The sequence below is a fragment of the Flexivirga caeni genome (assembly GCF_003724155.1).
Taxonomy (GTDB): domain Bacteria; phylum Actinomycetota; class Actinomycetes; order Actinomycetales; family Dermatophilaceae; genus Flexivirga; species Flexivirga caeni.
The window spans coordinates 353,666-368,632 of sequence record NZ_RJJQ01000002.1; the positions used below are offsets into that span (position 1 = coordinate 353,666).

Consider the following 14,967-nt stretch of genomic DNA (forward strand, 5'->3'; position numbering starts at 1 on the left):
TCGTAGTAGCACGCGCAGCAGCACCCGATCAGTGTCCGATCGGGGCAGACTCGTTCGTAGCACTGTTGAGCGGCGGCCACCCGGGTCGCCTTGATGCAGGAGGCAACGATGCCCCAATACCTCATGTCCGTCTACGGCCCGTTGGAGCGCACCGATTTCGGCGCCTACGCGACCAAGGAGGAGATGCTCGCAGCGTTCGCCGATACTGGTGCCTTCAATGACATGCTGCAGCGAGAGGGCTACTTTGTGTTCGCAAATGGCCTGGAGTCGGCGGAGACCGCGACCGTGGTCGACGGTCAGCACGACCAGCCGGTGCTGACCGACGGTCCCTACCTGGAGTCCAAGGAACACATCGGCGGTTTCTGGGTCATCGACGTTCCGGACCTGGACGTCGCCTTGCGTCTCGCCGCCGAAGGTTCCAAGGCATGCCGCGGCAAGGTCGAGGTGCGGCCGTTCCAGACCGAGGAGTCGTTCGTGGCGCTGCTCGAGTCGTGACCGATGCGGTCGTCGCCGACGCCCTGGCGACGGTCCACCGCCGTGAGTGGGCCCGGATCGTCGCCTCGCTGGTGCGCCGGTTCCGCGATCTCGACATCGCGGAGGAAGCCGCGGCGGAAGCCTTTGCGGCTGCTGTCGAGCGGTGGCCGGCTGACGGCATACCCGCCAATCCCGGTGGCTGGCTCACGACCACCGCCACCCGCAAGGCGATCGACCGCTTGCGCCGGGAGTGGCGGCGTGACGAGAAGCACCAGGAGGCCAGGTTGTTGTATGACGAGGACACGCCCTCGTCGCCAGGCGTCATCGACGACGACCGGTTGCGCCTCATCTTCACCTGCTGCCACCCGGCCCTTGCACCGGATGCGCGGATTGCGTTGACCCTGCGCATGGTTGGCGGCCTGACAGTGCCCGAGATCGCGCACGCGTTCCTCGTGCAGGAGTCGGCGATGGGGCGCCGGATCACCCGGGCGAAGGCGAAGATCAGGGCGAATCACGTGCCCTATCGCATCCCTGCCGCCGCGGATCTGCCCGGCCGGCTCGGGGGAGTGCTCTCCGTGCTGTTCCTCATCTTCAACGAGGGCTACCTGGCGACGGGAGCGACCACCGATCCGGTGCGTGCCGACCTGACCGCGCAGGCAGTTCGGCTGACCCGGTTGACCCGCGAACTGGTGCCGGGCGACGGCGAGGTGGCCGGGCTGCTGGCGCTCATGCTGCTCATCGAGGCGCGGCAGGCCGCCCGGATCTCTGCCGGCGGCGAACTCGTCACGCTCGCCGAGCAGGACCGGTCGCTGTGGGACGCTGCCCCGATCGCTGAGGGACACGGCCTGGTGCGCGAACGACGTGCTGCTGTCGCCGCGGGCGACGGCCCACCGGGACGTTTCCAGCTCCTGGCCGCCATCAATGCCGTGCACACCTACGCCGGCGATGCGGCGGACACCGACTGGTTCCAGGTGGTCGCGCTCTACGACCGGCTGGTCCGCATCGATCCATCGCCCGTCGTCGCGCTCAACCGCGCCGTAGCGGTTGCCGAGGTCGACGGTCCGGAGGTGGGGCTCGCCCTCATCGAGGGGTTGCCGCTGGACGGATACCACGCCTTCCATGCGACCCGCGCCGACCTGTTGCGCCGCGCGGGTCGCCCGCACGAAGCACGCGCTGCCTATGACCGGGCCATCGAGCTGGCGGGAAACGCTGCCGAGTCGGCATATCTGACGCACCGACGCTCCACACTCTGACTGCCTTCAGGTTCGGGGGGTGATGTTGGACCGCAGCGTCGGAATCGGTGAGGTCATGGAAGACAGCGATCGGCCGGGCGCCGGCGGATGGGCCGGTGGTGGGTTCGTGCTGAGCGGCGCCATCGTCGTGGGCACAGCCGCGTTCCTCCTGCCGGCCGATGTTGTGTCCGCAGCCGGAGGTCGATCGGGACTCCGCGTGCTGACCGTGCTGATGCTCTGCCTGCTCGTCGCTGTCGGCGCGACCCACGTCGCTGGGCGCCACCGGCAGCACGGCCGGGCAAGCCTGATCCTCGCGGTGCTGGTGGCGATCGGATTGCTGGCCTGGTCGGTGCCAGGTCTCGTGCAGCAGTGGCGGCTGGGCTTTCCCGGCCATGCCCGGGTGCTGACCGTCGTCGGCCTGACCAGCATCGTTGTGGGTCTGCTGCTGACACTGCTGATCCCCAAGGGGTACGGAGCCGGCCATTCGACGGCGGCGTCGGCGATCGTCCCCATCAGTGCGGCGGCACTGGTCGCAATCGTCGCCGGGGCGTCGTATGTCGCGACGCCCGGTTTGGGCGTGGTGCAGCGGACCGCGAATCCCGTTCCCGTGCCTGCGATCCCGTCCCGCGTCTCGCACATCGCGTGGCGTGTCCGCATACCGTCTTCCGCCTGGCAGGTGTGGCCGGGCGGCGCCGGGGTCGTCGTCGCGACGTCGAACGGAGTGGAGGGACTGGACGGCACGACGGGTGCGCGGCGCTGGTCCTACCGCCGGACGGGGAAGGCAGCACTGCGCTGGGCGATGGTCAGCCCGGATGGTCGCACCGTGCTGCTGGCCTGGACACCGCGCGGGGACTGGGAGCCGTTCGTGCAGGTGCTGGACGCGGACACCGGTCGTGTGCGGTTCAGCATGGACTCCGCGGCGTTCGGGGTTCGCAGCGGACAGATCGTGCCGGGGACGATCACCCTGTCCAACGGCGTCGTGGTGGCCGCGGCACAGTCCGGAAATTCGCAGCTCTTGGTGGGCCGATCGGTGACCGATGGCCGGCTGCTGTGGCGATACCGTGAGCCGGGCGACTGCAGCCGGGTCCCCTCGACGGGCGGGCTGGTGGCGATCAGCACCGGAGTGGTGCTGGAGCAGGCGTGCCAGCCATCCCCGTCCACGGGGACACTGCGGTTCATCGACCTGGGCATCAGTGCAGTCCCGCGGTGGCAATACACCGTGCCGGACCACGTGGTGCAGCCGAGCGCCCGCGCCCATGCGAGCCAGTTGCTGGCGGCGCCGGACGGGTCGTCGCTGCTGGCGCGCATCGTGGTCACCACTCCGCACCCGACGGAGTCGCTGGTGCTGGATGCCCGCACCGGCCGGCGCCTGCACGATGCGTTCGTCGTCTACAGCGACTACCTCGGAGTGACGACGGGAACGGAGAAAGTGATCGACCTACGCACCGGCAGACCGCCGCCCGGCGACACGATCGACCCGTCGGCACCGGTGATCCTGGCCCAACAGACGGTCGCGCCATACCCGACGAATCGCCTGCAACTGCAAGGGCGTTCGGGCGGACTGCACAGCATCCCCCTCGGGGTCGGCGATGAGCGCCGCGTCCAGCTGCTCGCCGCACCGGGCTGTGTGGCGGTCTTCACCAGTTCGGTCGACGGTGTCGCCCAACTCACCGGAGTGCGGTGAGTTGGCATACTCCCGGCATCCCCCACCACGCCAGTCTCCCGAGCGAAAGTTGACCTTCCAGTTGGTCGAGGGCCCACGATGGAGGCGTGGCTGACCAGGAATCACTGCTCACGATCGGGGCGTTCGCGCGGCTGGTCGGGCTGAGTTCGAGCGCATTGCGCTTCTATGACGACTGCGGACTCCTGCAGCCGTATGACGTGGACCCCGCCAGCGGATACCGCTACTACTCCGCGGGGCAGGAGCGACGTGCCGCGACAATCAGCCGATTGCGGGGGATCGGGCTGCCGTTGCAGGACATTCGCACCGTGCTGGATGGCCCGCCGGAGCAGGCGCGTGCGGCACTTCGATCGTATGTCGAGCGCACCGGCGACCTCGCCCGCACTGCTCACGAGGTGGCCGAGGACGTCATCGCGACGCTGCCCGACCGGAGCGACGAGGCCCAGCCGACGACCGTCGTCATACCCGGCCCCGAGCTCGCGAGTGCGCTGCGCCAGGTGGCTCCGGCCACGGCGGCCACTGCCGACATACCGGCGCTGCAGGGCGTGCTGTTGCGGGCCGCCGATGCCGAGCTGACCGTGGTCGCGACCGACCGCTACTGGATGGCCGTGCGCACCCTCCCGATCGAGGCGATCTCGGGCGCCGACCGGCAGGTGATCGTCGCCGCGCAGGCGACTCCGCAGATCGTCGCCTTCGCAGCCGGCCACGACCGCGTGCGGCTGCGGATCGAGGACACTGTTGCCCGACTCGAAGGTGACGACGACGTCCTCGACATGTCCGCCATTGAAGGTCAATTCCCTTCGTATCAGTCCGTATTGAGTGCGCTACCGGCAGCGGCCGGACGCGTCACGGTGGACCGGCTGCGACTGATCGAGGTGTTGCTGGCGAACGATGACGCAGACGTCATCGTGCTCACGACGGGCGACCGCCGACTCGATGTGCGGGTCGACGGGGACCGCCACGGCGTGCGCCTGCCGGCAATCACGACCGGTGAACCGCTCGCGACAGCCTTCCGGCCGCAATTGCTGCTCGGCGCGCTGGACGTGAGCGTCGGGCCGGAGGTGCTGCTGCAGTTCCCAGCACGCGAGGGGAGTCCCGTCGTCGTCCGCTCGGCCGACCAGGGCACCTTCACCACCGTCGTGATGCCGGTGCGGCGCGACGACCGCGCGTGACTACGCAGGCGGTGACCGCGGAGCGCCTGCCGCCCGCATACGTCTGGTGGGCGAGCGCGGCGGCCGCGAGCACGCTGGGCAGCTCGGCGTTCGGTTTCGCGATGACCTGGTATTCGGCCGGCATCTCGGCGGGGTTCACCGGTGTGATCGGAGTGCTGATGACACTCCCGACTGCCGCACTGTTGCTGCTCGGTGGCGTCGCCGCGGATCGATTCGGCATCCGGCGGATGCTCGTCGCCGGAGATGCACTCATGCTGGTGCTCAGCGCGTTCGCCGTGCTGAGCGCCTCGCTTGCCGGCGTCCACCCCTGGCTGCTGGTCGTGGTCGCGATCGTGACGGGCATCGAAGGCGCGTTCTACCTGCCGGCGACCGGGGTGGTGCCGAGGCTGTTCGCGACCGAGGACGCGCTGCCGCGGGCCACCGCGCTGAACAGCACCTTGTCGCAACTCGCCCGGATCGCCGGCCCGCCGTGCGGCGCACTGGCCGTGTCCGCCGTCGCCTTCACTGGCACAGCAGTCGTCGATGGAGTGACGTTCGCGGCAATTCTCATGGTACTGCTGTGTATTCGGCCTCCATACGCACCTGCGGCGTCCACGTCGGCAACCCCTGGGTCGATGCTCCAGCCGCTTGGCACCGTATGGCGCACCCCTGCGCTGCGGTCTGTCTTGGTGACGACCGGCGTCGCGGCGGCCGGTGTCCTGCCGACGATGATCTACGGTCCGTCGCTCCTTTCACGTCAATCCGGTTGGGGTCCGGGTGCATCCGGGCTGATCGAAGCCGGCTGGCTGGTCGGCGGCATCATCGTCACCGCCACGATCGCGCGATGCGGCACGGCTCGGCGCATCGACCGTGCGGTCGCGGTCGGCCTGCTGTTGATCACGCTCGGCCTGACCGGGTTCGCCGTGTGCCCGAGTGCGGCGACTGGCTTCGTGTCCACCGTCGTGGTCGGCATCGGGGTGTCCGTCTGCACCGGACACCTGTGGCCGGCATACCTGCAGGCCACCCCGCTGTATCAACTGGGCCGCTACCAGGCCCTGCTCGTATTCGCCCAGATGACAACGCTGCTCGTCGCCACAATTGCGTTCACCGCAATCGCGGACGAACTCGGCGCGCGGTGGGCGATCGCCCTCTGCGCGGCCTTGCTGCTCGTCACGCTGGTCTGGTGGGCGGCCGGCTCGGGCTGGTCGCCCGCTGACCGGGCCCGCAAATCCGCGTGACGAGAGAGCCCCGCTCGTGAGACCGTGGATGCTGGCGGTGTGGGTTGCACCGCCCAACGGATGTTCCGGTATGGCGGTCGGGTGACCGCAGAGAGCGAGGTCGGCCTTCGTGGCCTGCTCAGCGGCAGCGTGACGCACCGTTCTGCCGGGGGATTCCTCCCCGCGGACCGGTGCACGATGCTGCCCGGACGGCGTGACCCGAGCGCGTCATACCGTCGAGAGCTCGTGCGAAGGACCACTACCCATGCAACCCCTGAACGACCCTGCGATCCGTAGCAGCTTCATCAACGCCTCACGTCGTGAGGTGCGCGAGGCCACGGCGCCCGACCTCGCCGAGATCGATTGGACCGCAACCGATCTGATCGGCTGGCGAGACCGCAAGAAGGACAACACCGCCTATGTCGTGCTGGAACTCGACGGCGCGCCGACCGGGGTCCGCCTCACCGCGGCGCCAAAGGCCGGACCGCGCCGACGCACCCTGTGCGCGTGGTGCCGGGACGTCGTCGTCGCGACCGATGTGACGATGTATGTCGCGCGCCGTGCCGGCGCTCCCGGGCGGGCCGGCAACACCATCGGCACGCTGATCTGCACGGACTTCGGCTGCAACGGCAACGTCCGCCGCACTCCGACGCTCTCGGAGGTGGGCAGCCGCGACGAGGTCGACCGGATGAACCTGATCGACAAGCGGATTCGCGCCTTGCGCGCGCACTCCAGCGACTTCGTGCGGCAGGTCGCGGCGACCCGGTGACACCCCGGGTGGCCGGGCACGTGCGCGCCTCAGTCCCGTGCGACGTGACTGGCCACGAAGTTGTTGCGGAACACTCCACGCGGGTCGAGCGTGCACCGGAGCTCGTCGAAGTCGTCGAGCCGCGGATAGGCGAAGTCGAGGCGCCCGGGGTAGGTGAACACCTTGCCCCAGTGCGGCCGAGGCGACAGCGGTTCCAGTGCGCGTTCGACCACCGCGGTTGCGTGCTGAACGGCCACCGCGTCCGGCTTCCAGGTGAAATGGAACGCCACCGAGTCGCGATCGTATGCCGGGCTCAACCATTGCGAATCTGCTGCGACAGCACGGATTTCCGTGATGAACAGGTGCGGGGCAAGCTGGTCGCCGACGGCGAGCAACACTTCGACGCCGTCAGCCGCGTCCGCCCGGGATACGAAGAACTCCGACTGGATCTCCGCGCCCGCGCTGGGGGTGAAGCCGAGCCGGAAGTGCGGCAGCCGATCGGCCCACGACCCAGGCTCGCCGCCCTGCACGGTGACCGCCTCCGGAGTTGTCCCGGTGGCGTGCATCGGGTGCAGCGTGCCGGGCATCCGGACAGCGCCCGGCAGCATAGGCTGCGTGCTCGCCGGGGTGACGCGCGACTTCAGCACGACGTGATCGGGCCCCTCGCCGATCCAGCGCCCGAACACGCTGACGCTGTATGCCGCGGCCAGCACGTCATCCAACTCCGCGACGAGCTCACCCCAGCCCATCCCCGTGAACGCATCCTGACGCACCTGGAAGTCCGGCACCGTTGCCAGCCGCAGCCGCGTCACGACGCCGAGCGCACCGAGAGAGACGACCATGCCGTCGAAGTCCGGGTCCGAGCGGTCGATCCAGCGCAGCCGCCCCTCGGCGGTCAGCAGTTCGACAGCCTCCACCGAGGCGGCCAGTCCCGGCTGGCGCGTGCCCGAGCCGTGCGTGCCGGTCGCGACGCTGCCGGCGACGGTGATGTGGGGGAGTGAGGCGAGGTTGGGCAGTGCCCGCCTCGCGGCCCTGAGATGGGGCACGAGCGCGCCATACGTCATGGCGCCGCTCACGGTGACCGAGCCGCTCTCCGGGTCGAAGACCGGGTCCGCGATGAGTGCGGAAAGGTCCAGCTGACAACCGGATTCGCTGTCCGCGATGCTGTTGAAGCTGTGTGCGGAGCCGACGACCTTCACTGCGGGGGAGCCGGCGACGAGTTCCTGCAACTGCGCGATCGAGCCGGGTCGCTCCCGTCGCGGCGCGCGGAAGTCGTAGGTGCCCGACCAGTTGGTGGTCACGCGTGCTCCCTACGCCGTATGACGCCGGCGATCGCCCGCCAGCCGAGGATGAACAGGCCGAGGAAGATCGATGCGACGACGACGAAGGAGAAGACCACGCCCCGGCCGGTCAGGTGCCGCAGCACCATGCCGACGGCGACCGCGCACACCCACACGGGCAACGCGTCGACCACCCGCAACGGTGCCCGGCCGCGCAGCAGGCTGATGACCCACCCGACGGCGGCACCGGCCAGGAACGGCCACGCCGTCAGCAGTGACTCGGTCACCGGATCCGACTCGTGATGGGACGCCCGGCCGATCGCCGCGAAGACGATGACGACGACGGCGTCCAGCACGCCGGCCAGAACGACCCGCGTCCTCACCGGTGCTCTCCTGGGAAGCGCACCCCGAGCTGCGCTCGCACCTCGTCCATCACGCGCATGATGCGCAGCGTCTCGCCCCAGGGCATCAGCGGTGACTCGATGTCTCCGGCGGTGATCCGGCGCGCGGTTTCGACCGCCTCGAAGTGCAGCCCGTGCGCCACCGACGCCGGCCGGTAGGTGTCCAGGACGGTGTCGTCCGGTGCGACGAGCCGGACCTCACCGGGTTGGTAGAACCATCCCGGCAGTTCCAATCGTGCCGAGTTTCCCGCAATGACAGCCGTATTGGCGGTCTGCCCGCTCATCGTGGTCACACAGGAGGCGACCGTCGCGCCGCTGGTCAGGGTGATGGTCCCGGCGCGGTCGACGCCCTCCGGCGTCAGAGACCCGGTGGCGTGCACGGCCAGCTCACCGGGGAGCAGCATCGCCGACAGCGAGATCGGGTAGACACCCAGGTCGAGCAGCGCACCGCCGGCCAGTGCCGGGTCGGCGAGCCGTCGCGGACCGTCCGGGTAGAGCAGTTGCCCGTGGTCGGCGACGATCGTGTCCAGCTCGCCGAGCAGTCCGCCGGAAACTGCCTGGCGCACAACGTCATACCGGGGCAGGAAGCGTGACCACATCGCCTCCATGCAGAACAGACCGCGTGCGCGGGCCTCCTCGACGACCTCGGTCGCCTCGGCCGTGTTGCGGGCGAACGCCTTCTCCACCAGCACCGGCTTCCCCGCGCGCAGCGCCAGCAGCGCGTGCTCGTGGTGTTCCGAGTGTGGCGACGCCACATAGATGACGTCGACCTCCGGGGCGGCGACCAGCTCGTCATACGAGCCGTATGCCGTGAATCCACCGAACTCCGAGGCAAATCCGCGGGCGCGGTCGATGTTGCGCGACCCGCACGCCACGACCTGCTGGCCGGTCTCCGCCAGCAGTGCCGTCACGAAGGCCCTGGCGATGCCGCCGGGAGCGAGGATGCCCCAACGCAGGGCGGGGGCATCGCGGGGGTCGGGGGTGCGCGGGGCGGGAAGCTCGGCGGTCATGCCGGTCATCTTTCCAGGCCGCTGCGATCCAGGGAGTGGACGGCTCGTGACGTGCCGGCCGGGCAACGGTCATAGGGTCGGAACATGACTGTGCGGCGCATCATGGGCATCGAGACCGAATACGGCATCTCCGTGCCGGGCGACCCGATGGCGAACCCGATGGTCCTGTCCGGGAAGGTCGTCACGGCATACGCCAGCCAGGTCGGGATGCGCGCGGCCCGGGCCGGCTGGGACTACGAGGACGAAGCGCCGCTGCGCGACGCACGCGGCTTCGACCTGGCCCGTGGCCTGGCCGACCCGAGTCAGTTGACCGACAAGGAGGACCCGACCCTCGCCAACGTCGTGCTCACCAACGGCGCCCGGCTGTATGTCGATCACGCGCACCCCGAATACAGCTCGCCCGAGGTGACCAGCCCGCGCGACGCGATCGCCTGGGACCGGGCCGGCGAAGCGATCATGCGGGAGGCGGTGCGGCTGCTCGCCCGTCCCGGCACGGCCGGGGTCAACCTCTACAAGAACAACACCGACGGGAAGGGCTCGTCATACGGCACGCACGAGAACTACCTGATGAGCCGGGCCACACCGTTCGCCGAGATCGTGCGGCACCTGATCCCCTTCTTTGTCGCGCGGCAGGTGATGTGCGGCTCGGGCCGGGTCGGCATCGGGGCCGAGTCCACCCGGCCCGGATTCCAGCTCGCCCAGCGCTCCGACTTCTTCGAGGTCGAGGTCGGCCTGGAGACCACGCTCAAACGACCGCTGATCAACACCCGCGACGAACCGCACGCGATCGCCGACCGCTACCGCCGGCTGCACGTGATCCTCGGCGACGCCAACCACAGCGACGTCACCAATCTGCTCAAGCTGGGCACCACCAGTCTGGTGCTCGGGATGATCGAGGACGGCGCGGTCGGCAGGAACCTCACGGTCGACAAGCCGGTCGAGGCGCTGCACCGCATCTCGCACGATCCCACGCTGCGCACGACCGTGCAGGTCTCCAGCGGACGCACTCTCACCGGCATCCAATTGCTCTGGGAATACTACGAACTCGTGGGAACCTGGCTGCAGCAGAAGTATGCCGGTGAGCTCGACGAGGACACCGCCGAAGTCATGACGCGCTGGGAGCAGGTGCTCACGAAGCTGGAGCGCGACCCGATGGAAGCCGACCGGGAGGTCGACTGGGTGACCAAGCTGAAGACGCTGGAGGGCTTCCGGGCCCGCGACGGCCTCGACTGGTCGGATCCCCGGCTGCGCGCCATTGACATCCAGTGGTCCGACGTGCGCGAGGACAAGGGACTGTTCAACCGGCTGCTGGCCGCCGGGAGGGTCGAGCGGCTCGTGGACGAGGCGCTCGTCAAGGACGCCGTGAACACTCCACCGCGGGACACGCGCGCCTACTTCCGCGGCACGTGCCTGGCGCGGTTCCCGCGCGAGGTAGCCGCGGCTTCCTGGGATTCGGTGATCTTCGACGTGGAGTCGCAGCCGAGCCTGCAACGGGTGCCGATGCTAGAGCCCGAGCGCGGCACCGAGGCACACGTGGGGGAGTTGCTCGACCGCGCAGCCTCGGCCGACGAGTTGTTGCGGATGCTCGCCGACGGTGCCGCGACACGCGGTTGATCGGGTGTCCGAGCGACCCGCCGCGCAACCGTGGGCGCCGCGCGCCATACCGGCCCGTCAACGTAGGGTTGGAGACCAGGACAGGAACGAAAGGACACCGCCATGGCCACGCAGGAACAGAAGAACCCGCAGCGCCGCGACGCCGACCCGGACGACGTGCCGGCCCCGGCGCCTGCCGCGACACCGGCCAAACAGGAGCTCGACGACGACATCGACAGCGTGCTGGACGAGATCGACGGCGTGCTGGAGTCCAACTCCGAGGAGTTCGTGCGCGGCTTCGTCCAAAAGGGCGGCGAGTGATCCCCACGAAGTTTCTCCCCCGCCCCGGTACCCCACCCGCTCCTCCGAGTACCTCGCGGAGGACCCGTTCGTTGTGCAGAGAGACCGTCAATGACCGCACGTAGCAAACTTCCGGCGTCCTACCTGCAGACCGGTTCGTCGTCGTTCACCGAGTTCCTCAGCGCGCACTCGCCCGACCTCGTGCCGGGGTCGCGCACCCTGCCGGTTGCGGCGGTCGACGTGCCGCACGGCACCACCATCGTCGCGGTGGCGTATGCCGGCGGCGTGCTGCTCGCAGGTGACCGCCGCGCGACGATGGGCAACCTGATCGCGAACAACGAGATGCTGAAGGTCTTCGCGGCCGACGACTTCTCGGCGGTCGGCATCGCCGGCACAGCAGGAACCGCGATCGAGATGGTGCGGCTCTTCCAGGTCGAGCTCGAGCACTACGAGAAGATCGAGGGCACCCGGCTTTCGTTGGTGGGCAAGGCAAATCGCCTGGCGACGATGATCCGTGGCAACCTCGGCATGGCGATGCAGGGGCTCTCGGTCGTGCCGCTCTTCGCCGGCTTCGACTCGGGCCGGGGCGCCGGCCGGATCTTCTCGTACGACGTCACCGGCGGCTGCTACGAGGAGCACGACTTCCACTCGGTGGGGTCCGGCTCGCTCTTCGCGCGCGGAGCACTGAAGAAGCTGTGGCGGCGCGAGCTGAGCCAGGACGACGCGGTGCGGGTGACGATCGAGGCCCTCTACGATGCGGCCGACGACGACTCGGCGACCGGCGGCCCCGACCTGGGCCGCCGGATCTGGCCGACGGTGGCGATCGTCGACGGCGAGGGCACGCGCTTCGTGACCGACGACGAGCTGGCGGCGGTGGTCGCGCAGGTCCTGGAGTCCCGCCGCGAGATCGGAGGCACCCGGTAATGTCGATGCCCTTCTACGTCTCGCCCGAGCAGCTGATGAAGGACCGGGCCGACTACGCCCGCAAGGGAATTGCCCGCGGCCGGTCGGTGGTCGTCCTCGCGTATGACGGGGGTATCGCCTTCGTCGCCGAGAACCCGAGCCGCGCGCTGCACAAGGTGTCCGAGATCTACGACCGCATCGCGTTCGCGGCGGTCGGCAAGTACAACGAGTTCGAGAACCTCCGCGTCGCCGGCATCCGGTATGCCGATCTGCGCGGCTACTCCTACGACCGGTCCGACGTGACCGCGCGCGGTCTCGCCAACGCCTATGCCCAGACGCTCGGCACGGTCTTCACCCAGGAGTCCAAGCCCTACGAGGTGGAGATCGTCGTCGCCCAGGTCGACGAGGACCCGCAGGACGATCAGATCTACCGGCTGACCTACGACGGGTCGGTCGGCGACGAGCAGGGTTTCGTCGCGATGGGTGGCGGCGCGGAGGACATCACGTCCGGACTGCAGGAGCACTGGCGGCCGGGCATGGACCTCGGGACAGCGCTTCGCCTCGCGGTGCAGTTGCTGGGGGAGAGCCCCGGCGGTGGTGACGCCCGAGTGCTCTCCGCCGGACAGCTGGAGGTCGCCGTGCTGGACCGCGCGCGCGAGCGCCGCAAGTTCCGGCGCATCGAGAACTCGCTGCTCACCGCGCTACTCAGCCCGGACGACCCGACCTCGGACGTGCCGCACACCGAGGACCAGCCGGGCGCCTGACCGTCAGCGTCCGGGTAATCAGGATGACCGCTGTCAGTGAGCTCTGACATGATGCATTGAACAACCCAACTTCCTCACGCGGGCGCGTGCGGTGCACCGGCACCGTCATACTGCGCTGGCTTGACCTCCAGTGCGCTTGAACGCCGAAGCTGGGTGCGCCGCACACCGTGACTCGCCCAGGAGGCTGCACCACCCGATGACCCGACAGCCCATCCCGGTATCCCGGCCCACCGACGCACCCCGCCCCGCTGTCCCGGCGGGGCTGGTGTCTGCACCCGCCCTCCGTCCGCCGCGCGACCGGCCGAGGCGGATGACGAACCTGCTTCGCCTGCTGCCGTATCTGAAGCCCTACCGGGTGCGCTGGACGGCCATGCTCGTGGCGGCGTTCGCGAGCCTGGGCGCGACCATCGCCATACCGCTGATGACCAAGGCGGTCATCGACGGCCCGGTGCGTCATCACGACGAACACGGGCTGTGGCTGCTCGGCACCGCCGCACTCGGGGTCGGCATGTCCGAGGCGATCCTGTGGTTCATCCGGCGCTGGCTGGTGTCGCGAGCGACCATGGGCGTCGAGCGCGACATCCGCGAGGACCTCTACGCGCGCTTGCAGGTGCTGCCGATGTCGTTCCACAACCAGTGGCAGTCCGGGCAGCTCTTATCACGAATCATGAACGATCTCAGCACGGTTCGCCGGTTCTTGAGCTTTGGCATCGTGTTCCTGGCACTCAACATCGTGCAGATCGTCGTGGTCTCCGGCATCCTGCTGAGGCTCTACTGGCCGCTCGGCGTGGTGGTGCTGATCTCGATCGTGCCGATCGCCGCGACGGTGCTGCACAACCAGCGGCAATACACCAAGTTCTCCCGGATGGCGCAGGACCAGGCGGGCGTCGTCGCCACCGGTGTCGAGGAGTCCGCGCTCGGTCTGCGGGTCATCAAGTCATTCGGGCGCGAGGACTACGTCTACGACCGGTTCGACACCCAGGTGACCGAGCTCTTCGACATCCAGCTGCGCAAAGTGCGCCTGCAGGCGCGGTTCTGGACGCTGCTGGAGGTGATCCCGAACCTCACCCTGATCGTCGTGCTCGGGCTCGGCGCCGCCGCAACCGGTGACGGCCGGATCACCCTGGGCACCCTCGTCGCGTTCATCACCATGATGCTGTCGCTGGTCTGGCCGATCGCCTCACTCGGTTTCCTACTCTCCCTGACCCAGGAATGTATGACGGCAGCCGACCGCGTCACCGAGATCTTCGACGCCCCGCAGCCGATCGCGGACGGTCCGGTCAACGCGGTGAGTCCGGCCGGCCGGCTTCGGTTGCGTGACGTCGGCTTCCGGTTCCCCTCCGACGACGAGCGCGACTCGGGCTGGGCGCTGCGGCACGTCGACCTCGAGCTCGCGCCCGGGGAAACAGTGGCGCTGGTCGGTGCGACCGGGTCGGGCAAGTCGGTCCTGACCTCCCTGATCCCGCGCCTGTATGACGTGTCCGAGGGCAGCATCGAGATCGACGGCACCGACATACGCGAGCTGACCCTGCCCGCGTTGCGCAGCACGGTCGCGACCGCGTTCGAGGACCCGACGCTGTTCTCGCTCTCGGTCCGCGAGAACCTCACCCTCGGCCGGCCGGACGCGACCGAGGCGCAGATCACCGAGGCGATCGACGTCGCGCAGGCACAGTTCGTGCACGAGCTGCCCTTCGGCCTCGACACCCGCATCGGCGAGCAAGGCATGAGCCTGTCCGGCGGCCAGCGCCAACGGCTGTCGCTCGCCCGGGCGGTACTGGCCACACCGAAGGTACTGGTGCTCGACGACACGCTGTCCGCGCTGGACGTGCACACCGAGGCGCTTGTGGAGCACGCGCTGCGCAATGTGCTGCAGGACGTGACCGGCATCGTGGTCGCACACCGGGCGTCGACAGTACTGCTCGCCGATCGCGTCGCGCTGATCGAGAAGGGCACCATCACGCACGTCGGCACCCATGCACAGCTGCTCGCGACAGTGCCGAGCTATCGCTATCTCCTTGCTGCCGACGACGAACTCGACGACGGCGCCGAGCCGGACCCGGAGTGGTCCGACGACGACCGGCGCACCGGTCTGCGGGAGCAGCACGACGTCGACGAGTGCACCGACGACACGTGCCGCGAGTGTGCGACCCTCCGGTCACGCCCCACGCCATACGGCGCCACGGAAGGAGCGGGTCGATGATCACCCCACGAAG

Annotated in this window: 14 protein-coding genes; 11 read left to right on the top strand and 3 right to left on the bottom strand. The window is 69.2% G+C overall.

What is annotated here, in order from left to right:
- Positions 1-108 precede the first annotated feature (108 nt).
- The 6 genes from EFY87_RS04070 to EFY87_RS04095 all read left to right on the top strand — a co-directional run bounded on the left by EFY87_RS04070 (position 109) and on the right by EFY87_RS04095 (position 6,524).
- Positions 109-495 carry a YciI family protein gene (locus tag EFY87_RS04070; protein ID WP_123270245.1) on the top strand — a complete coding sequence of 129 codons (387 nt, stop codon included), beginning with the start codon at positions 109-111 and terminating at the stop codon, positions 493-495.
- Positions 492-1,727: an RNA polymerase sigma factor gene (locus EFY87_RS04075; RefSeq protein ID WP_123270160.1), complete on the top strand. Its 1,236-nt coding sequence runs from the start codon at positions 492-494 to the stop codon at positions 1,725-1,727. Before EFY87_RS04070 ends, EFY87_RS04075 begins: the two co-directional genes overlap by 4 nt.
- A gap of 55 nt (positions 1,728-1,782) precedes the next feature.
- Positions 1,783-3,390, top strand: coding sequence for a PQQ-binding-like beta-propeller repeat protein (locus tag EFY87_RS04080; RefSeq protein ID WP_158607501.1), 1,608 nt, complete (start codon positions 1,783-1,785; stop codon positions 3,388-3,390).
- Positions 3,391-3,476: 86 nt separating this feature from the next.
- Positions 3,477-4,559 carry a DNA polymerase III subunit beta family protein gene (locus tag EFY87_RS04085; RefSeq protein ID WP_123270162.1) on the top strand — a complete coding sequence of 361 codons (1,083 nt, stop codon included), beginning with the start codon at positions 3,477-3,479 and terminating at the stop codon, positions 4,557-4,559.
- On the top strand, positions 4,556-5,776 hold the full coding sequence (locus EFY87_RS04090; protein ID WP_123270163.1) for an MFS transporter: 1,221 nt from the start codon (positions 4,556-4,558) through the stop codon (positions 5,774-5,776). Before EFY87_RS04085 ends, EFY87_RS04090 begins: the two co-directional genes overlap by 4 nt.
- Positions 5,777-6,020: 244 nt before the next feature.
- Positions 6,021-6,524, top strand: a complete 504-nt coding sequence (locus tag EFY87_RS04095; protein ID WP_123270164.1) for an FBP domain-containing protein — start codon at positions 6,021-6,023, stop codon at positions 6,522-6,524.
- Between the two features lie 29 nt (positions 6,525-6,553).
- Here EFY87_RS04095 and EFY87_RS04100 read toward each other — a convergent pair whose 3' ends face one another.
- From EFY87_RS04100 to EFY87_RS04110, 3 genes are read right to left on the bottom strand one after another with little or no spacing between them, the layout of a single operon-like run.
- The gene (locus tag EFY87_RS04100) at positions 6,554-7,804 is read right to left on the bottom strand and encodes a D-arabinono-1,4-lactone oxidase (RefSeq protein WP_123270165.1); all 1,251 of its coding nucleotides are present in this window, start codon (positions 7,802-7,804) and stop codon (positions 6,554-6,556) included.
- Positions 7,801-8,166: a DUF3054 domain-containing protein gene (locus EFY87_RS04105; protein WP_123270166.1), complete on the bottom strand. Its 366-nt coding sequence runs from the start codon at positions 8,164-8,166 to the stop codon at positions 7,801-7,803. Before EFY87_RS04105 ends, EFY87_RS04100 begins: the two co-directional genes overlap by 4 nt.
- A complete protein-coding gene (locus EFY87_RS04110) occupies positions 8,163-9,194 on the bottom strand; it encodes a Gfo/Idh/MocA family protein (RefSeq protein ID WP_123270246.1) in 1,032 nt (343 codons plus the stop codon). Before EFY87_RS04110 ends, EFY87_RS04105 begins: the two co-directional genes overlap by 4 nt.
- A gap of 84 nt (positions 9,195-9,278) precedes the next feature.
- Between EFY87_RS04110 and dop the strand changes: the two genes are divergently transcribed.
- From dop to EFY87_RS04135, 5 genes are all read left to right on the top strand, one after another.
- Entirely contained in the window at positions 9,279-10,808 is a 1,530-nt protein-coding gene (dop, locus tag EFY87_RS04115; protein WP_123270167.1) for a depupylase/deamidase Dop, read from the top strand.
- Positions 10,809-10,910: 102 nt separating this feature from the next.
- On the top strand, positions 10,911-11,108 hold the full coding sequence (locus EFY87_RS04120; protein WP_123270168.1) for a ubiquitin-like protein Pup: 198 nt from the start codon (positions 10,911-10,913) through the stop codon (positions 11,106-11,108).
- 90 nt (positions 11,109-11,198) lie between these two features.
- Positions 11,199-12,011, top strand: a complete 813-nt coding sequence (gene prcB / locus EFY87_RS04125; RefSeq protein ID WP_123270169.1) for a proteasome subunit beta — start codon at positions 11,199-11,201, stop codon at positions 12,009-12,011.
- Positions 12,011-12,754: a proteasome subunit alpha gene (prcA, locus tag EFY87_RS04130; protein ID WP_123270170.1), complete on the top strand. Its 744-nt coding sequence runs from the start codon at positions 12,011-12,013 to the stop codon at positions 12,752-12,754. Before prcB ends, prcA begins: the two co-directional genes overlap by 1 nt.
- A 310-nt stretch (positions 12,755-13,064) precedes the next feature.
- Positions 13,065-14,954 (top strand): ABC transporter ATP-binding protein, encoded by a 1,890-nt coding sequence (locus tag EFY87_RS04135; protein WP_220093492.1) that lies wholly within the window; start codon positions 13,065-13,067, stop codon positions 14,952-14,954.
- Positions 14,955-14,967: the final 13 nt, after the last annotated feature.